The organism is Pseudotenacibaculum haliotis, assembly GCF_042684245.1.
GTDB classification, from domain to species: Bacteria; Bacteroidota; Bacteroidia; order Flavobacteriales; family Flavobacteriaceae; genus Polaribacter; species Polaribacter haliotis_A.
This window is the reverse complement of record NZ_JBHULH010000012.1, coordinates 132,775-151,903: the sequence shown is the minus strand read 5'-3', so window position 1 is coordinate 151,903 and position 19,129 is coordinate 132,775. Positions and strand designations below refer to the sequence as shown.

At 34.4% G+C, this 19,129-nt stretch carries 14 protein-coding genes; 6 read left to right on the top strand and 8 right to left on the bottom strand.

The window, feature by feature from the left end:
* The first annotated feature begins 70 nt into the window (after positions 1–70).
* A complete protein-coding gene (locus ACFSRZ_RS15160; RefSeq protein ID WP_379667419.1) occupies positions 71–2,026 on the top strand; it encodes a putative porin in 1,956 nt (651 codons plus the stop codon).
* On the opposite strand, the gene ACFSRZ_RS15155 is transcribed toward ACFSRZ_RS15160, so the two are convergent.
* Positions 2,023–3,684, bottom strand: coding sequence for a Na+/H+ antiporter NhaC family protein (locus ACFSRZ_RS15155; protein WP_379667418.1), 1,662 nt, complete (start codon positions 3,682–3,684; stop codon positions 2,023–2,025). The genes ACFSRZ_RS15160 and ACFSRZ_RS15155 overlap by 4 nt on opposite strands.
* Positions 3,685–3,763: 79 nt before the next feature.
* On the opposite strand from ACFSRZ_RS15155, the gene ACFSRZ_RS15150 reads away from it, so the two are divergent.
* Positions 3,764–4,798, top strand: coding sequence for a metal-dependent hydrolase (locus tag ACFSRZ_RS15150; protein WP_379667417.1), 1,035 nt, complete (start codon positions 3,764–3,766; stop codon positions 4,796–4,798).
* Here ACFSRZ_RS15150 and ACFSRZ_RS15145 read toward each other — a convergent pair.
* Positions 4,795–6,015, bottom strand: a complete 1,221-nt coding sequence (locus ACFSRZ_RS15145; protein ID WP_379667416.1) for an aminotransferase class I/II-fold pyridoxal phosphate-dependent enzyme — start codon at positions 6,013–6,015, stop codon at positions 4,795–4,797. The two genes, ACFSRZ_RS15150 and ACFSRZ_RS15145, sit on opposite strands and share 4 nt — an antisense overlap.
* Positions 6,016–6,170: 155 nt before the next feature.
* Between ACFSRZ_RS15145 and ACFSRZ_RS15140 the strand changes: the two genes are divergently transcribed.
* On the top strand, positions 6,171–6,629 hold the full coding sequence (locus ACFSRZ_RS15140) for an Lrp/AsnC family transcriptional regulator (protein WP_379667415.1): 459 nt from the start codon (positions 6,171–6,173) through the stop codon (positions 6,627–6,629).
* A 2-nt stretch (positions 6,630–6,631) separates the two neighbouring features.
* On the opposite strand, the gene ACFSRZ_RS15135 is transcribed toward ACFSRZ_RS15140, so the two are convergent.
* Positions 6,632–9,019 carry a TonB-dependent receptor domain-containing protein gene (locus tag ACFSRZ_RS15135; RefSeq protein WP_379667414.1) on the bottom strand — a complete coding sequence of 796 codons (2,388 nt, stop codon included), beginning with the start codon at positions 9,017–9,019 and terminating at the stop codon, positions 6,632–6,634.
* Between the two features lie 222 nt (positions 9,020–9,241).
* On the opposite strand from ACFSRZ_RS15135, the gene ACFSRZ_RS15130 reads away from it, so the two are divergent.
* The 3 genes from ACFSRZ_RS15130 (at position 9,242) to ACFSRZ_RS15120 (ending at position 11,944) form a co-directional block, all read left to right on the top strand.
* Positions 9,242–10,624, top strand: coding sequence for a sensor histidine kinase (locus tag ACFSRZ_RS15130; RefSeq protein WP_379667413.1), 1,383 nt, complete (start codon positions 9,242–9,244; stop codon positions 10,622–10,624).
* On the top strand, positions 10,621–11,307 hold the full coding sequence (locus tag ACFSRZ_RS15125; protein WP_379667412.1) for a response regulator transcription factor: 687 nt from the start codon (positions 10,621–10,623) through the stop codon (positions 11,305–11,307). Before ACFSRZ_RS15130 ends, ACFSRZ_RS15125 begins: the two co-directional genes overlap by 4 nt.
* An 88-nt stretch (positions 11,308–11,395) precedes the next feature.
* Positions 11,396–11,944, top strand: a complete 549-nt coding sequence (locus ACFSRZ_RS15120) for a hypothetical protein (protein ID WP_379667411.1) — start codon at positions 11,396–11,398, stop codon at positions 11,942–11,944.
* Between the two features lie 35 nt (positions 11,945–11,979).
* On the opposite strand, the gene ACFSRZ_RS15115 is transcribed toward ACFSRZ_RS15120, so the two are convergent.
* The 5 genes from ACFSRZ_RS15115 to dtd all read right to left on the bottom strand — a co-directional run bounded on the left by ACFSRZ_RS15115 (position 11,980) and on the right by dtd (position 19,129).
* Complete coding sequence (locus tag ACFSRZ_RS15115) at positions 11,980–13,911, bottom strand: DUF3857 domain-containing protein (RefSeq protein WP_379667410.1); 1,932 nt, start codon at positions 13,909–13,911, stop codon at positions 11,980–11,982.
* Between the two features lie 26 nt (positions 13,912–13,937).
* A complete protein-coding gene (locus tag ACFSRZ_RS15110) occupies positions 13,938–15,935 on the bottom strand; it encodes a hypothetical protein (RefSeq protein WP_379667409.1) in 1,998 nt (665 codons plus the stop codon).
* A gap of 3 nt (positions 15,936–15,938) precedes the next feature.
* The gene (locus ACFSRZ_RS15105; protein ID WP_379667408.1) at positions 15,939–17,867 is read right to left on the bottom strand and encodes a DUF3857 domain-containing protein; all 1,929 of its coding nucleotides are present in this window, start codon (positions 17,865–17,867) and stop codon (positions 15,939–15,941) included.
* A 91-nt stretch (positions 17,868–17,958) separates the two neighbouring features.
* Positions 17,959–18,594, bottom strand: a complete 636-nt coding sequence (locus ACFSRZ_RS15100) for a YceI family protein (RefSeq protein WP_379667407.1) — start codon at positions 18,592–18,594, stop codon at positions 17,959–17,961.
* A gap of 82 nt (positions 18,595–18,676) precedes the next feature.
* On the bottom strand, positions 18,677–19,129 hold the full coding sequence (dtd, locus tag ACFSRZ_RS15095; RefSeq protein ID WP_379667406.1) for a D-aminoacyl-tRNA deacylase: 453 nt from the start codon (positions 19,127–19,129) through the stop codon (positions 18,677–18,679).

Sequence of the window (19,129 nt, the reverse complement as noted above, 5' to 3'; positions counted from 1 at the left end):
TCCGTCATTGTAATGAAGTAAGTAGTTTTCCGTTTAAAAGTTTACTTTTGCCTATCATAACAAATACCTTATGAAAAGAAACCTTGTCTTATTTTTTGTTTTTGTTTTTTGCTGTAGCCATTTGATGTTTTCGCAACAAAAAACACTAGGAGACAAAGAACGGTTTAACAATAACACATTTGTACCTCGCGACACCACAAACACCAATGTAAAGGTGAAGTTAAGCGGGAAAACCAAGTATACTGATTATAAGATCCTTTCTTTTTTTAAGGACACTACCTATATAGATACCACTCTGACTATTAAAAAGCATTATAAGTTCAATTTTATGAGAAAAGACAACTTTGAGTTGCTTCCTTTTCATAACATCGGACAAACTTTTAATAGTCTAGGATACCAGTTTGATCGTTTGAGCTTGCACCCTGATATTGGATTCAGAGCCAAACAATTCTTTTATCTCAATGTAGAAGATATCAATCATTACGATGTTCCTACTCCTACTTCGGAGATCATGTTCTTAACAACAATGGAGCAAGGACAATTCTTAGAATCATTCTTTACATTGAATTTTTCTAGAAGATTCAACGCTTCTATTGCCTACAAAGGATTGCGTTCTTTAGGAAAATATAGGAATTCATTGGTAAGCCAAGGGAATTTCAGAACAACGTTTCGTTATGAGACCAAAGAAGGTCAGTATACAATTCGCGGACATCTGGCTACACAAGATCTTTTGAATGAAGAAAGTGGTGGATTGACTACAGGAGCTTTACAATCTTTTATTAACAACGATCCTAACTTTACAGACAGAGCTCGTTTGGATGTAAACCTTGACGATACAGAAAACCTATTTAAAGGAAGCAGGTTATATGTTCAGCACGACTTTAAATTACTGGGCAAAAAAGACTCTCTACAACAAAAGAATTTTACCAATTTAAAAATTGGACACACGTTCTTGTCTGAAGGAAAATCCTATGAATTCAAACAAAACTCTTCGACTTCATTTTTAGGAACAGCTACCGCCACAGGTGCGGTTAATGATCGAGTAGAAAATTCTTTTTTAAAGAATGAATTCTTTGTAGAGTTCAATTCCAAATACGTTTTGGGAACTTTTAGAGTGAAATCTAGTTTGATGAACTATTCTTATGGTTATAGCGATATCTTCAATCAGAATTTACCTACAAACACAAGAAAGCTAGAAGGAGATGGAGCGTCTTTTGGAGCAGATTGGAATGCCAAGGTAAAAGGTTTTCAATTGAATGCCACAGGAGAAATTACCCCGGGTAACGGTAGACTTTCCGGAACAAACTTACATGGAAATCTATCTTATAAAAAAGACAGTTTATTTACGATAAAAGCTAGTCTTTTATTGAATTCTAAATCGCCCAACTTTAATTTCTTACTACATCAAAGTACCTATAACGAATACAATTGGGTAAATAATTTTGACAATGTAAGAACTCAAGATCTAGGATTCCAATTTAACTCAAAATGGGTAAATGCCAGTGCCAACTTAACCAATATTGAGAATTACACTTATTTTGGCGAAGACAACCAACCTTACCAATCTTCTGAAAATGTTACATATCTAAAGGTAAAAGCTTCTCGTGAATTCAAGTACAAAAAGTTTGCTCTAGACAACACAATCATGTACCAAAATGTAAGTGGAGGTAGTTCTGTGTTTAGAGTTCCTGAATTTGTAACTCGTAATACGTTATACTATTCTGATTACTGGTTCAAAGGGAAACCTATGAAAGTGCAAATTGGAGCTACTTTTAAATACTTTACCAAGTACAAAGCCAATGCTTATAACCCAATCTTAGCGGAGTTTACATTACAGAACACTACAGATATTGGGTACCCAACAGTAGATTTGTTCTTTAATGCACAAGTAAGAAGAACACGTGTCTATTTTAGAGTTGACAATGCTTTATCTAATGTTGGGAACAAGAATTATTTCTCTGCTCCTAACTATCCGTATCGTGATTTTGTAATCCGTTTTGGATTGGTTTGGAATTGGTTTATCTAAGATCTTAGTTGTCTAATCTTAATTCTCAACGCAGCAAACGTTAAAGTCATAAATGGCGATAACCAGTTAAAGATTGCGTACGCAAAGTATTCTCCTACACCAACTCCCAAAACTCCCGATTGGTAAGCTCCACAGGTATTCCACGGAATTAATACTGAAGTTACTGTTCCGGAATCTTCTAAGGTTCTACTTAAGTTTTCCGGTGCTAAGTCTCTATCTTCAAACGCTTGCTTGAACATCTTCCCAGGAATTACAATTGCTAAGTATTGATCTGAAGCAATAGCATTTAATCCTAAACAGCTTATTACTGTACTGGCAAATAACCCAAAAATAGAGCTTGCCAAAGACAACAATGCTTTGGTAATTTTTGCTAAGGCTCCAATGGCATCCATAATTCCTCCAAAAACCATAGCACAAACAATCAATAAAATAGTCCAAACCATTCCTCCCATTCCTCCCGAACTAAATAATTTTTTTAACCTTTTTATTGTAACCAGCTTTTCTAAGTTGTCTACCTTATATTCAAGTGTACTTTTATCTAAACCAAAAGGAGCTAAAACATTAATAAAGTCTTTTTCTGAAAGAACCTTTTTCAGATCATCTTCTGTAAAAATGTTCTTTAAATACTCATCTGATTTTATTGCAGTTAATTCTTCATTAGTAAAAGCTCCAACATACTCTTTATCATCTATTCCAATATTCGTGCTGTCGAAAACTGAATTAGCAATTACTTCTGTTTTAGAGTTTGATAATCTATCAACTAACGCAGATTGAAAAACTAATGCGAATATAGCAGCCATTACAACACCTGTACCTAATGCAAAAAGAGGTTTTGTTTTGAAAAGTATTAACACTACAACAGTAACAGGAACTAAGAATAACCAAGGGGTAATATTAAAGCTACTTTCAATCGTTGCTAATAAAAAGTCAGTATCAGGGTTTCCTGTAATATCAATACTAAAACTCATGATTACAAAAGCAATGAGAGTGATTACAATTGTTGGAACCGTTGTATAAGCCATGTATTTGATATGAGTAAACAAGTCTGTTCCAGCCATAGCCGGTGCCAAGTTTGTTGTATCACTTAAAGGCGACATTTTATCTCCAAAATAAGCTCCTGAGATCACAGCTCCCGCAATCATCCCTGACGGAATTCCTAAAGCTCCTCCTATTCCTATCAATGCAATCCCTACGGTTGCAGATGTCGTCCATGAACTACCGGTAGCAATAGAAATGATTGCTGCAATGACTACAGATGCCGGTAAGAAAATCTCCGGACTCAATACTTGAAGCCCGTAATATACCATTGCCGGGATGATACCACTTACCAGCCAAGTTCCTGCCAATGCTCCTACCAAGAGAAGAATAAAAATTGGTACCATGATACTTCTCCAATTTTCCCAAATCTCTAAGAACATTCTCACTATAGAGACTCTGTTGAAAAAACCAACGATTGCTGAGACAAGTCCACCTATCAAAAGAATGTAGTGATTGGAATAATCTCCAAACATGGCTCCATCAGCCCAAAAAATATTATATGCTAGGAAGCCTAACAGAACGATAACCGGAATTAAAGATTGGAAAAAACTCAAATCTTTATTTTCCATAATATGTTGGTCTTGAATATCTATTTCTGAAAGGTTCTTATCGTCTTGCATATTTTGATTTTTTTGGAAGTGTAATGTTACGATTTTCGAAGAAGCTACGCAAATGGCTTGATTTCTTACATTTGTGTTTATGGATTCTTTAACTCAGATTGTTTTAGGAGCTGCATGTGGAGAGGTAGCTTTGGGAAAGAAAATAGGAAACAAAGCCATGCTCTTTGGAGCGATAGGAGGAACTATTCCTGATTTGGATGTACTGCTTGGCAATCTTTTTTACGGAAACGAGATAGATCAATTGGCTTTTCACAGGGGATTTATGCATTCCGTTGTTTTTGCCTGTATTGCATCTCTGGTTTTAGGATTCATTCTTTATGAACTCTATAATTCTGGCAGACGAAAAGACACCACCAATCTCAAAGATTGGATTTGGCTCTTCTTTCTCTCTATATTCACACATCCTATTTTGGATAGTTTTACCCCCTACGGAACTCAACTCTTTTTACCTTTTACAGATTACAGAGTTGCTTTTAATAACATCTCTGTGGCAGATCCTTTTTATACGATTCCGTTTTTATTGACCTTGATCGTTGCCATGTTTTTCAAGCGATCAAATCCCAAGCGTTTCAAATGGACAAAAGCTGGAATTTATATAAGTTCTACTTATTTGCTATTTACCATAGGAAACAAGTTATATATGGATAGTGTTTTTAAAAAATCTTTTGAAAAGGCTGAGATCAACTACACTAGATTTAGTGCTCAACCTACCATTTTAAATAATTTTTTGTGGTACAGTGTTGCCGAAACCAATGATCGTTATTACGCTACATTCTATTCCATGTTTGATAAAGGTGATCTAGCTACGTATATGATTCCTATTCCGAAAAATCATGACTTGCTAGATATGAGTCATCAAGACTTAGAAGTTTTAAAGTGGTTTAGCAAAGACTATTTTACTTTGCAAAAAATCGATTCAACCGGACAAATTATATACAAAGATTTGCGCTATCCTCTATTAAAAGAGGACGACGCAAATTCTTCGTTGTTTAGTTTTGAATTGGTCAAAAATGGTGATCGTTGGGATACAAAACCTTTTCAGAGAGATTTTGAAGCCGGAAGCATTTGGGAGTTCATAGAAGGCATTTATGGAAGAGCCTTCAGAGATTTTTAAACCAATGTAGCTTCCTTAGTCAGCATACCTACTTCCAACATACAAGCCTTCATCATTTCGTAGGTTCTTTCGATGTTGTTATCCAATCCGATTGAGAATCTGATCAATCCGTCAGACAATCCCATTTCTTTTTGTTCTTCTTCTGGAATTTCTGAAGAAGTAGAAGATCCCGGAGCAGAGAACAAGGTTTTGTAGAACCCTAAGCTCACTGCCAAATATCCTAAGTTCTTGTGTTGCATTAATTCCATTAACTCATTTGCTTTTTCTAAGCTTCCTGCATCAATGGTTAACATTCCTCCGTAACCATAATCAGGGTTCATCATCGATGTAAATAATTCGTGAGATGGATGCGATTTTAATCCCGGATATACTGTTTTTAATCCTTCAGCTTCAAACTTTTCTGCCAAATACATTGCATTCTTACTGTGCTGCTGTATTCTGATATGCAATGTTCTTAAGTTCTTTAATACTGATGAAGCACGCAAGCTATCCATGGTAGAGCCTAACAACATACTAGCTCCGTCATTTACATTTCTTAACTGATCAATGAATTCTTGCGTACCACAAACCACACCTCCAACAGTATCTGAAGATCCGTTGATGAATTTGGTCAAACTATGTACAACAACATCTGCTCCTAATTTTGCAGGAGCTACAGATAGTGGAGAAAATGTATTGTCTACCACCAAAGCAATTCCGTGCTTTTTAGCCAACTCAGACAATGCTTTAATATCGGCTACTTCTAACAATGGGTTGCTTACTGTTTCGCAATACAACACTTTTGTGTTTTTAGTAATTGCAGCTTCTACTACATCTAACTTTGTAATATCTACAAAAGTGGTTTCAATATTTAATCTTGGAGTGAAGTTCTTTAAAAAAGCATAGGTTCCTCCGTAGATAGTTCTACTGGAAACAATATGATCTCCTGCCTGGCATAATTGCAATAATACCGGTGTAATAGCTCCCATTCCGGATGCAGAAACATTTGCTGTTTCTGTACCTTCCATTGCTGCTAAAGCTTCTCCTAAGTATAGGTTACTTGGTGAAGTGTGTCTTGAATATAAATAACATCCATCAGCATTTCCTTCAAAAGTATCAAACATTGTTTTTGCTGATAGGAATGTATAGGTTGATGAATCAGAAATAGAAGGGTTTACACCTCCAAATTCTCCAAAGTATTGTAAGTCTTGAATATTATCTGCCGGATTAAATTTCATGGTAATTGATTTTAATACCACAAAGCAACAACAGAATAGAATAAAAATCAATCAAATTGATTAATTATAGTTTTATTTTCTATTTTTGATTTAAAATAGGAATATAAATTCTACAAACTTCTTAAAAACAGGTTTCTTACAGAAATATTTTCATCATGGTATTAGACGGAATCGATAAAAGGATTATCACACTTCTTCAAGAAGACAGCAAGCAAACCAATAAGCAAATTGCTTTGCAATTGAATTTATCTGTTACGGCTATTTATGAGCGTATCAAAAAATTGGAAAAAGAAGGGGTCATCAAAAAATATGTTGCGCTTGTAGACAAAGACAAGATCAACAAGTCGTTCTTGATCTTTTGCCATGTCAAATTGCTACAGCACACAAAAGAATTTCTTTCCAATTTTGAAAAAGAAATCGGAAAACTAGATGAGGTTTCTGAATGTTTTCATGTGAGTGGTGATTACGATTATATTCTAAAGATCTTTGTTGAAGATATGAAAGCGTACCGCGAGTTTATGGTAACTAAGCTTACTACCATAAAGCATATTGGCAGTACGCATTCAATTTTTACTATTGGAGAAGTAAAGAACTCTTCCAGTATTTCTTTGTAAGACTACAAACGATCTTTTTCTGAAATACGATCTTTTTGTCGCTTCTTCTTTAGAGACTGGTTTCCGAAATTGTATCTAAACCCAACACGAACATATTGTGTTTCTCTGTTGTCTATGAAATAGTTGTTCTGATCAAGATACGCTGTTGAGATCTTGATGATCTGACTTCTTAAGATGTCTGAAAATCGAAGCGACAAACTTGCTTTGTTGTCAAATAGTTTTTTGGTAATTCCTAACGATAGATCTTCACTACCCTCTACTTGCAAAGATCCTTGAATACCATCAGTAACCATATAGAAACTCAATTCTGCTGAAAGGCTTTTGTCTTTTAAAAATTGATAGCTGGTGGAATAGTATCCGTAATACCCCCATATATTGCTATTTATCAATTGACCATTATTTTCTTGAGCTACAATAATATTCTCGTCATTAAACACACTCTGTTCTGTATAGAATGTCCATCGATCACTCAATGTGAGATTTGTGCTAAAGTTGATTCCATATCCTTTCTTTGTTGGAGCATTTATTGTTGAAAATCGCAGAGAATTGTCTGTATTGTTTTGATAGTTTACCTCTGTCATGTAATCTACTTGATGATTGTAGTACACTTCAAAATTATAAGACTTAAACAGTGTGTATTGCAGTTCGAAATTGTGAGAAATCGCAGGTCTTAGCATGGGATTTCCTTCAAAAAATGAATAGTCGCTGAAATAAAACTTAAAAGGGTTTAACGATGAATAATTCGGCCTGCTGATTCTTTTTCCATACGTTACTCCTATTTGATGATCTTCATTGGATGCATACTGCACATACAAAGTTGGAAACAATTTAAAATAGTTGTTTTTATTTGTTTGGTTGATGGTAATGGATTCTCCTGTTAAAGAAGTGTATTCCCCCCTCAATCCGGCTTTAAAATTCCATTTCTCTAAAGAAGTTTGATAGCTTAGGTATCCGGCTACATTTTTCTCTTTGTATGAAAAAGCATTGGTTCTTGTTGGGTCTAATACATTTTGACCATTGATCTCATTGTAATGCTTTAGATCACTCAAAGATTCTATGTTAGCAAATTTAAATCCAGACTCAAATTTTGTATCTTCATCTAGAGCGTTCTCGTAATCTACTTGACTACTGTAAATAGTGGTCTCTTGCTCGGTCTTTGTAGAGAATAGATTATTTCCAATGTTTATATTCTGTAAATCAAAATAACGGGTAGTTACTTGTTGTCCTCCGTTACCGTCGTAGGTTGTATAGTGTCCGCTAACCAAGAGTTTTTCTTGGTTATTGAACTTCACTTCGTAATCCAGGTCGATTCCCAAATCACTGATAAAATCATCTGCTGAGCTGTTGGTTACAAATGTAGATTCTAAGACATCATTTGCATTTAGCACTTCAGAGTCTGTTGTATTTCTTGCTCTCCAATTTGGCCTCCAATAAAATTGCGTTCCTAAAGTCAAACTACTTTTTGGCGAGATATTGAATTCAGAATTCAAACGAAAATTGTGATTGCCAGACCAGGAGTTTCTATCTAAGAAAGATCGGAATTTAGAATTCCCACCAAAGTCAATTACCTCATCTTCTAGTCGATTGCTTTGACCTCTCGAATGCGAATAGCTTCCGTAAAAATTCACTTTCTTATTCTTAAAGTAATGAGAGGTAAATAGTGATTGCTTCGCAAATCTAGCTTGTGTAAAGCTCCCTCCTACAGTTCCCTTATACCCGGTTACCAGGTTCTTTTTCATTTTGATATTTAATACAGCATTTCCTTCTGCTTCATATTTTGCCGGTGGATTGGTAATTACTTCTACAGAAGTGATTTCTTGTGCTGAGGTTCCTTCTAATAAGTTTTTCAGTTCTTCTCCTGAGAGGTATACTCTTTTGTCATTGATCAAGATCAAAATATTGGCAGAGTTTCTAATGGTTAATTGATCGTTATTCATTAGTACACCCGGTGTCTTTCGTAAAACATCCCAGGCATTCCCAATAGATAGTGTGGTGTTTTCTACATTAAACACCAATCGGTCTATCTTTCTTTTTACCGTAGGTTTCTTTGCTGTGATCTTAATTTCGTCCAATGTTTCTGAATCTTCTGTCAATACAATCTTTCCTAAGTCTTTTGAAGCTTTAAGAGATAACGAACGTGTGTGATCTTTGTACCCTAAGAATGTTACTTTAAGAACATAATCTCCGGCTGTAATGTTCTTAAATACAAATAGGCCTTCTTCGTCTGTGATCTCTCCTTTGTATATAGATTGGTTTTTTGCCTGCACTAAGACCACACTGGCAAATGAAAAGGGTTCTTGATCTTGGTCTACTACTTTTCCTTTCAAGTTTATTTGGGCAAAACCTGTAGACATTATCAGTAAAAATAAAATAGAAGTTATAGTTCTCATGGCTATGTTTTTTGATAGAGCAAATCTCTACAAACCCAGTAAGAATAATGGTTAACCGTGAGTTAATGGGAGGTTAACGTCCATCTGCTTTCTATACCAAATTGTTAACAGGTTTTTCAAACCCCTTTGTTTTAAAGGGCTTTCACAAAAAACAAGGTTAATGATCGGTTAACGTATGTAAAAACGGGGCAATCCTTTGATTTTTGATGTACTTTTGGATTGATGAAAAGAAAGATCAACATATTAATTATTGCGTCATTGGCTGCTGTTATTGCTTTGTCATCTGTACAATACTATTTGATTACCAACACCTTTCAGTTAAAGAAAGATGCCTTTATTAATAAGGTAAAAAGTCAAATGAAATTTATAGATGTAAATGAGCGAGTGGAATCTTGGGATGAAGCTTATAACGATGCTTTAAGTGGTTTGTTGGATCAGTATCAGAACGGATTGTTACCTAAGGAAAAGTTTTTAGGAGATGCTTCAAAATTTATTGACAGCTTAAATACAAAGTTCATTGCTTTTTATGAAAAAAGTATGGAAGAACTTAACTTTAAGTATGAGGTAAATTACCAAGAGCAATTGAATAGTGTCATCCTTTTTCGAGAGCCAGCAAATGATACTATTCTTTCACCTAATAGTGAAAGTGTATTGTTGTTTGGAACTGAGCTAAACCCCAAAACAAGGATAGGTTTTAACACGAATAAGTGGAGCAGTAATGTTTATTCTGATGATGAAAACGATATTACTCCCAACAGAACATTACACTTTGAAGTACGTTCTGAAAGTTTTATTGACATTCCTGAATGGAGAAGTGTAGTCTTACAGCAAATGATCGGGCTACTTTCTTTATCGGTAGTTTCTATTTTGGTTGTGATCTTCCTTTTCATTTATGCTTTGCGTTCTATTATCAAACAAAAGAAGATCTCTGACATTAAAACAGATTTCATCAACAATATTACACATGAGCTAAATACTCCACTCGCAACATTGAGTATTGCAACAAAGTCTTTGCATCAAAAAAAGGTACAAGAAGACGAAACTTTGCTAAAAAATACGATCAGTACAATTGATAGGCAGCGAAATCGCTTACAGAACTTGATCAATCAGGTGTGGAACAATTCTTTGGGTATTGAAGACATTCAACTAGAAAAAACTTCTGTTGTAAGTACTAACTTTTTGCAAACGCTGATCAATGATTATAGATTGAGCAAAAATGACATCACTATTGAGAGTCAGTTAGAAGAGAGTAATTCTTTGGTTGAGGTTGATCAGTTTCATATGACCACAGCATTATTGAACATTTTAGACAATGCTGTAAAGTATGGCGGAACAGAGATCTTAATTACTTCAAAAACTATGAATAATCAGCTTCAGGTCTCTATACAAGACAATGGTATTGGAATTTCTAAAGAGCAGTTAAAAAGAGTTTTTGAGAAGTTTTACAGAGCTGAAAATCAAGATATACATAACATCAAAGGTTTAGGATTGGGCTTGTACTATGTACATCAAATTGTAAAAGCTCATGAAGGAAGTATTGTATTGGAAAGTAAATTAAAACACGGAACTCAGGTTCTTATCAATATCCCTATTAAAAAAGCATGAAACAGATCTTATTAGCAGAAGACGATTTTGATTTTGGCAGCATTTTAAAGCAGTATTTAGAGTTACATGACTTTAAAGTATTGTGGGCAAAAGACGGTACAGAAGCTTTTGAGGTTTTTCAAAAGAACGAAGTGTCTATTTGCATCCTCGATGTAATGATGCCGAAGATTGATGGGTTTACATTGGCCGAAAAGATTGTTGCTTTGGAACCGGAAACTCCTTTTTTGTTCTTAACGGCAAGAGGACAAAAGGAAGATAAGATCAAAGGTTTGAAATTAGGTGCAGATGATTATATTGTTAAACCTTTTGAAGCTGATGAGCTTATTTTAAGAATTCAGAATATCATTAAGAGAAGTAAAAAGACAACAGCTGCTATTTTATCTCAGGAGATAACCATTGGATCATACACGTTTAATTCTGACAACTTATTGTTAGTGCACAGCAATAAGACTCAAAGAATTACCGAAAAAGAAGCTTTACTGCTTCAGTTCTTATATCAAAACAAAAATCAGTTGGTAAAGCGAGACCAAATCTTGAATGCTGTGTGGGAGCAAAACGATTTTTTCTCAGGTCGAAGTATGGATGTATTCATCAGCAGGCTCAGAAAATATCTTTCTGAAGATCCTTCTATTCGTATAGAAAGTATTCGAGGTGTAGGTCTGGAATTTAAAATTAAAGAATAACAAAAAACATTTAAAAGTATTTTGAAAATCAAGGATTTACAATTCTTGAACAGTTGTACTATTGTCTAATTATTAAAATTAACATACTATGAAATCTATAAAAATCGTAACCTTATTTGTGTTGGCTCTTTGTATACATCTATCAACATTTGGGCAAACCACTCCAACACCACCAACTCCTCCAGAAACAAATTCTAACTCGTCTTACAGCTATCGTTCTACAGGAAGCAAGTCTTCTCATTCGATCTCTATTAGCAATGACAACGATACTTATAAATTAAGAGCTCGTTACAACAAAAAGCTGACATCAAAAATCAGAACGTTCTTAATGAAGAAACTAACCAATAAGAATTACTACAAGGTTGGAACTTCATCGCATTGGAAAATTGAAAAGAATGATGAGTCTGTATTTTATTGTAAACTGGCTAAGAACTCTTTGAAGATCTATATGGATAAAGAATCTTTTTCAGGTTCATTTCAAAAAGAGATCATTGCTATGGGAAAAGAGTTGAGGTATCTAATCTCAGGGAGGAATGCTGTTGAAGAAAACAAACGTGAATTGGAAAGAGCAGAAAGGGAGCTTAAAAGAGCCCAAAAAGCTTTAAAAGAAGCTCAGGATCGTTTGAATGACCACTAAAAAAAAGCCTCAAGTTTCTTGAGGCTTTTTTATTGTTATGATTTAACTAAAATGATCTTTTCCAATTGTTTCTCAACCAATTTCTTATAGAACTCTTTTAGTTCTTGATAATAAACCGGCGATATCTTTCCTTCGTTAAACTCCGTCATACAAACAACACTGATCTTATTACCACTATGCTTTACTTGATATTTGAATACTCCGATATTGTCTCTCATTCCAACAGCCATTTGCTCCGGTAAAGACTCTACAGTATATCCTTCCGGGATAACTATAGTAATGTTAAACTTATCTTTCCAAGGAGAAGCAAAATCAACAGGAAATTTTCTCTCTTTTGCCTTAAAAGGATTCACCTTTTGAGTAAAGAACAACATCGGACTGATATAGATCTTTCCATTGATCTCTTCAATTAAATCTTCTGATGAGAATTTTACCATTCGGGTAATTGGCTTTCCAAGATCTAGCTTATTGGAAACTTTAAAGTTCTCTACATCTATATCATATTTATCCTGCATTTGAGTTAATATTTCCTCTTCTTTAATGCTATTGTAACGATTTCTAAAGTTCAAAGCACTCAGATTTGAATATTTAGATCGTATCATTCCTTCTGTTACTGCTTCATCAAAATCCATCTTTACATTTACAAAATGTTCTTCTGTTGCCGGACTTGAAGCTTTTAATGAAACCCATGAAGAACTTCCGTTCTTTTTCACAACTCTTCCGTTCCAGTTCAAGGCTCTAACCGGTAAAATATTAGGCAATCCATATTTTTCTGTAGCATCCAGTAAAACATATCCTTCCCCTACATTTACCATAGTAATCACATAGTTAAAACCGTCAATCGTTGGGAATAAAGGCACCCCATTATTTCTGGTACTTACCAATACCGGATTTGCATTCAATCCAGCGCTACGCAACATAGAGGTTAACATCAAGTTGATATCTGCAACATTACCTACACCTGTTTTGTACGCTTTTCTTACTCCAGCATCTGAGGTTTTTCCGTAGTATCCATTCCATTTTACTTTTCCCTTTACAAATTGATAGATCAAAGCTATTTTCTCAAGGCTATTACTTTTTCCTGCTATCAATGAGGCAAGGTCATCTTTGTAATATCCGGATTTATTAAGTTCTCCTCCAAAAGATTTAGCCGAATAGATTTGCTTTGTTACTTTATCCCAAGAGGTAGAAAAAAACTTTGGTATTGAGTTAGGAGGTTGTATAGATGTTAGTTCATATTTTAATCCTCCTCTATAGTTTTTGATATTGTCTACAAAAGGCTCATCATCATTCAATGCCGGAATATTCTCCCCATTGTATTTAGAAATCACATTACCAGACGTTCTCTTGATTTCAGGTGCGATTGTATAAAATCCTTTAGATAGAGTGTTGAATTTTAATGATTCTAGAATCGAAATAGAATAGTATAATTTTCGAACGGGAATATCAAACTGAAATTCTAGATCATCAATACTGGTAGGATAAGGTGATGTAATTTTGTATTTCCATTCTACAACAGAACCTTCTTTTACATTGGGCATTGTAATTTTTTTCTTGCTTATGTATTTGCTGGCTTTTGTTTGAAAGACATCCTTACTGTTCAGTTTTGTCTTCACAATCTTTCCATCTTCCAGATTGTAGGTATAGGCCTTAATTCCGGTAACTTTTTCTACATTTCCGCTTTCCGGCCTGTAGTAAGAGATTTCTTTAGTTGCTTTATCAAATCCTTCTTTATCATATATTTTAAGTCTTGTATGGTATTCCGTCATTAAAATATACCCATCATGTGAAGAATAGGTATAATAGGTTCTTCTATACTTGTACAAGTAAGCAGCGGCAGCTGTAGAATCTTTTTCATAGGATTTCTCTAGCAATTCTTCTTTTGATACTTTCCCAAACTTATAGTCTTGAGAAAATACCACTGTAGCAGAAGCTACGAGCAGTAAGCTCATTATCATTCTTTTCATGGTTGTTGATTTTTGTTAGCTTTTTTTTATGATTTGGTTGTTATTTCTATATAGGAATTTTGTGCTTGGATTAGTTTGTTAAAGAATTCTTTTAAACTCTGGTATTCTTCGCTTGAATACACTCTTTTGTTGAACATATATCTCATAAAGATGTTCACCTTATTTTCTTTCTGCTGCGCCTTCATCATAAAGACCCCACCTTGATTTGGCAATACAAATCGAATGTCTTCCGGAATCTTTTTTACTGTATATTTCTCCGGGATTTCCAGACTTAAATTATAGGTATATCGTGAAGGAATCCCAAAATCTACAGGATATTTTCTTTCTTTTAGTTTTAATGGATTTTGCGTAATTCGCTCGTCAAAAAATGGATTGATTCTGATATTTTGATAGGTTTCTGAATCATCAAAGAACTCTACATCAAATTCCTCAACAAGTTCTTTATCCAGTTGGCCTTTGTTCAGAACTTTATGGTCTTTAATTTCTAAATATGGATTTTGAGATTCTACTTTTTCCAAATATTGCTCTTTGCTCATGGTTGTTAATTCCTCTCTTTTATCGGAAGCTTTATAACCTCTTTGAGTTACAATCATCTTTCCTTCAAAAGCATTTTCTTCATTGAGCTTCAGGTTCAGCTTGGTTCCAACGGAGCTGGCTTGGTTCATACGAATTCCTTCCCAATAACTTCCTTTCTTAAAGTCTAACACACGTACTTTTCCGTTTAAACAACGAAAGTGTACCTGCCCAAATGCTAAAAATTTATCTGTAGCATCTAAGAAGTAATTTTTCCCATTGATCACTGCTTTGACAATGATATAATTAAAATCGTTGATCACAGGAAAAAGATCTGTAGGAATTCCTTTTTGTCGAGTTGCCAATACAACCGGATAGCTTTCTATGTTTAATGCTTGTAATGTGTTGTAAAGTGACATATTGATAACATCTACTCCTCCTGTCTTTTCTTCAAAGCCCTTTTTTACATTCATCTCTTGTCCTGAGAAATAGCTTCCATCCCAGTTAAAATGTTGTTGAGTGTACTTATAGGCTTTTTTGGCTTTTTTCATTGGATCAGCCTCATTCAAAATCTCTGCTGGTAATTGTCTTTTGAAAAAGCCTTTTTTAGACGTTTGATTGTTTAAAAAACGATCTTTTAATTCTTTGTCTGCGTCTTTCCAAGTAGAAGTATATTTCTTCACCTTTGTACGAGTTGTAGATTGACTATAACTGTTGGCGTTTTCTTTGTATTCTTGACTCGTAAATGAAATTAGATCGAAGATCAATCGAGAAATAAAGTTTCGTTCCGATGTCATGTATTCTTCCTTTTGAAAAGCAGGAATATTATACATCGCATAGGAAAACTTCACGCAGTTTCCTCCGCCCAGCCCAGGAATACTCACACATTGATTTACGATACTTGGCTTGTCTTCATCCAACGTTAAGAACCCTTTGATACGAACATTGTATTTCCAATTTGCTAAGATCGCAGCAGTATACCTACTTTGTATTTTAGGAATATCTGATTGAAATACCCAATCATTTAAATTTTGTTTATAGGGTGAATGTAACGAATAACGATACTCGATTACAGAGCCTTCTTTCACATTAGGTAAAGTAAAACTTACCTCTGTCCATTTATTTCCCAAATCTTTAGTAAAGACATCTTTGCTTTGAAATTCATCAGTTTTAATAGCTCCATCTGATGCTAGGTTGTAGGTTACAGCTCTAATGTCTTTGATCTTTTCTTCTCCGTAAATTCTAATTTTTACTGTTGCTTTGTTAAAAGCTTCTTTCTTAAATATCTTGATTCGCTCATAGTAATCGCTAATCAGATTTAGGTTTCTCCCACTTTCATCGTGGTAGGTATTTCCTTTATCTAACAAAACCACAGCACTAGCTTCCGGGTCATTTGTATAAGAAGTCATTTTTAGTTCTTCTTCTGTTGTTTGCCCTAGCTTGAATGTGTCATTTTTTTGTGCATGTCCACTGTATGCAACTATAAAAAACAGCAATAAAATTTTCTTCATTATTTACTTTTTTTTCAGAGCGATCTTCATATTGTCATATCTCGCTATTCTTCTCCTAAACTTTCTGTACACATCGTAATCTTCTTTTGGGTACAGGCCATGTTTTATCAGCAACTTCTTTTTGTATAGTAGTGTTGAATCATCTACTTTTTCAATTGACATTTCATAGCTTCCAAACTTTGAGGTAAGATTCACTTTTTCAGGTAATGTAATGATCGAATATCCTTCGGGAAGTTTAATTGTATATTCATCTACATCTTTATAACCTCTGTTTACTTTCAATGGAAATTTTCTGTTTCGGTATCGCTTAGGCACAAAACTATTTCTGTTGAAAACATTGATTCTAAAAATAAACTCATCTTGACTCAAAGAGGCAAATCCTTCTGCGCTTAGTTTTAGCTTTTCTTGAAACTCTATAGCATCTTTATCATTCTCTAATTCTATAGATTCAACTTCTAAATTGTTGTTGTACTTCCAAACACCACTTTTGTAGTATTCTATTTGATCTTTTTGAGATCGATCTTCTAAAAAGTAAGTGTTGTTGTATCGTATTCCGGTAGACTTTCTTTCTAAGGTAGCTGTAAAATTCCCTTGAGGGTCAAAAGCAACCGTTGCTTTGGTATCTTTTAGATTGTCTTCATTCAGATAGGCCGGAGTTCTTTTAATCACTCCTCCTTCTGAAGTAACTACCAACACATCTCTATTGTCTGTAAAGTCTCCTAAAAAGCCAAAAGGAATTGATTGATTGGTACATTCTAACCACACATCATTTCCATTGTTTGGAATATTTAGAATTACATGATTTCCTTGTATCAAGGAGGCAAAGTCTTTTTCAAAAGATACTTGATCTCCTTCATTGGCTTCTACATGCACATAGTAGGATTCTACTCCAACAACATCCAATAATGCTTTGGTATAATTGGTCAATCCTTTACAATCTCCGTATCCTACTTTATCTACCTGATTGGCTGCAATGGGTTGTATTCCTCCAATTCCAACTTGTACGCTAATGTAACGTGTTTTATCTTGAACAAATTGATATACAATCTTTGCTTTTTCAATATCAGTTTCGGCTTCAGAAGTTAAGGCTAGAATCTTCTTTTGGGTAGCTTCGTCTACATGATCTTTTCCTATAAGAATCTTATCTTTCATCCAATTACCAAACTCTTTCCAATTGGTATAACTTCCTTTAACTCCTTCTGTACTAAATGTATTTAGGCTTACCAATAATTTGGGGCGTAGGTTATCAAAAGAAGGTGCCATAGACTCAGACTTAATAGACTTGGTTTTGCCAATAGTATAGTGTAATTGTCCTTCTGCTGAGTTGTTTTGAATGTCGAAGCCTTCAAAATTTCGTTCTTTCGTTGTAATTCCCATAGACACCGGATAATTCACTTTAAATGAACTGCTCTCTACAGTTATGTAGTAGGAAGAAATGGGTCTCCAACTAGGAATAAATGCTGTTGATGAGCTTTTGTATTCAGATTCAAACACCATGGTATAAGGATAGGAAATAGGTGTATAATCCATATACATAACTCTGGAATCTGAGTACAAAGTACCTCCATCGACTGCACTAACGTCTATAAATTTTTTCTTTGAAAACTTTTTGATCTCTTTTCCTTGCGCATTATAGATTCTGGCTTCTAGTTTTGCAATTTTTGAATTGTTATCGTAATGAGCGGTTGCAAAAGCATTTAAAAAGTTGTCTCCCATTTTGTTTAAAACGGTAATGACAGTTCTTTGTTTGATCTCCATTTGGTCAATGCCCTTTACATTAACTAGCATATCATTTTGTCTGATTACAACATTAGAGTCTTCAAGCAATTCAATAGGAATTGTTGATACTTTAAGGCTTGCTTCAGACTGGCTAAATAGCTGAAATGCTGCTAACAAAAAGACTAGAGATGAGAATAGCAATTTTTTCTTCATGTGTCTGGCTTGTTAATTGACTGCAAGATAAAAAAATAACCCAAGGATAAAAAATCCTTGGGTTATGAATCTTAAGGTAAATCTTTCAGACTTATGCCTTTGTTCTTACTTCAAAAGACATCTCTACTAGATCATCAATAAATTTATCTTTCAAGTTATCATACCATTTCTTAGAACCATATTTTACATTAAAATCAGCTCTATCAATATTAAAGTTATCACTCTTGAACACATTTACTCCGTTCTCTTGTGTTAAAGAAGCCGGAATTGTAATACTCTTTGTAACGTCTTTGATCGTTAAGTTTCCTGTAACTGCTAATTTCCCATCTTTCTCTTCAACAGAAGTGATTACAAACTTAGAAGTTGGGAATTTCTCAACATCAAAGAAATCTCCGTTGCTTAGGTGTCCAACTAATTTAGCTCCGTATTCAGGGTTTTTAATGTCTAAGTTCTTGATTGTAGCCATATCAACGATAAACTCTCCTCCGGTGATCTTTCCATTTTCAACTACTAGTGAGCTTTCTTTTAAAGCTACTGTACCATTATGAGCTCCTCCTGGCTTTGTTCCTTTCCAGTTAAGAATAGAAGCACTAAGATCTACATTGTTTACAACAGCTACTTTTTCAACTTTTACTTCTTCTTTTGCCTCTACCTTCTCTTTCTTTTCTCCTTTACAAGAAACTAAAATTGCAGAAACCGCAACAATTGCAATAATTACTTTTTTCATTTGAGTTAAATTATAATACGTGTTTAAAATTATTTTCCATGGCAAATATACAATAAATTAGTTTCCATGGAAACTAATTCGGTTATTTTTTATCTTTTGTATCAATAAGGATTGTTACCGGTCCGTCATTTAACAGTTCAACTTTCATATCGGCTCCAAATTCTCCTGTTTGTACTTTTTTGTCTATCTCTGTTTCCAGTTGTTTTACAAATGCTTCGTATAGTGGAATGGCTACATCGGGTTTTGCTGCTTTGATATAACTGGGTCTGTTTCCTTTTTTGGTGGATGCATGCAGTGTAAACTGACTCACCACAATGGCTTCTCCATTTACATCCAATAAAGAGGTATTCATCACACCTTCTTCATCATTAAATATTCTGAGGTTTGCAATTTTTTTGGAGAGCCATGCTATATCTTCTTGTGTATCGGCATTTTCAATTCCTAAAAGGATCAATAATCCTTGTTGAATGTTTGCCACTTTTTCTCCTTCAATCGTAACGCTTGCTTTAGAAACTCGCTGAATTACTGCCTTCAT

Excerpts from the sequence above, each read along its gene's own strand:
- ACFSRZ_RS15155 (WP_379667418.1), bottom strand. The coding sequence starts at position 3,684 with ATGCAAGACGATAAGAACCTTTCAGAAATAGATATTCAAGACCAACAT.
- ACFSRZ_RS15105 (WP_379667408.1), bottom strand. The coding sequence starts at position 17,867 with ATGAAGAAAAAATTGCTATTCTCATCTCTAGTCTTTTTGTTAGCAGCA.
- ACFSRZ_RS15125 (WP_379667412.1), top strand. The coding sequence starts at position 10,621 with ATGAAACAGATCTTATTAGCAGAAGACGATTTTGATTTTGGCAGCATT.
- ACFSRZ_RS15115 (WP_379667410.1), bottom strand. The coding sequence starts at position 13,911 with ATGAAAAGAATGATAATGAGCTTACTGCTCGTAGCTTCTGCTACAGTG.
- ACFSRZ_RS15150 (WP_379667417.1), top strand. The coding sequence starts at position 3,764 with ATGGATTCTTTAACTCAGATTGTTTTAGGAGCTGCATGTGGAGAGGTA.
- ACFSRZ_RS15140 (WP_379667415.1), top strand. The coding sequence starts at position 6,171 with ATGGTATTAGACGGAATCGATAAAAGGATTATCACACTTCTTCAAGAA.
- ACFSRZ_RS15120 (WP_379667411.1), top strand. The coding sequence starts at position 11,396 with ATGAAATCTATAAAAATCGTAACCTTATTTGTGTTGGCTCTTTGTATA.
- ACFSRZ_RS15110 (WP_379667409.1), bottom strand. The coding sequence starts at position 15,935 with ATGAAGAAAATTTTATTGCTGTTTTTTATAGTTGCATACAGTGGACAT.
- ACFSRZ_RS15160 (WP_379667419.1), top strand. The coding sequence starts at position 71 with ATGAAAAGAAACCTTGTCTTATTTTTTGTTTTTGTTTTTTGCTGTAGC.
- ACFSRZ_RS15100 (WP_379667407.1), bottom strand. The coding sequence starts at position 18,594 with ATGAAAAAAGTAATTATTGCAATTGTTGCGGTTTCTGCAATTTTAGTT.
- ACFSRZ_RS15130 (WP_379667413.1), top strand. The coding sequence starts at position 9,242 with ATGAAAAGAAAGATCAACATATTAATTATTGCGTCATTGGCTGCTGTT.
- ACFSRZ_RS15145 (WP_379667416.1), bottom strand. The coding sequence starts at position 6,015 with ATGAAATTTAATCCGGCAGATAATATTCAAGACTTACAATACTTTGGA.
- ACFSRZ_RS15135 (WP_379667414.1), bottom strand. The coding sequence starts at position 9,019 with ATGAGAACTATAACTTCTATTTTATTTTTACTGATAATGTCTACAGGT.
- dtd (WP_379667406.1), bottom strand. The coding sequence starts at position 19,129 with ATGAAGGCAGTAATTCAGCGAGTTTCTAAAGCAAGCGTTACGATTGAA.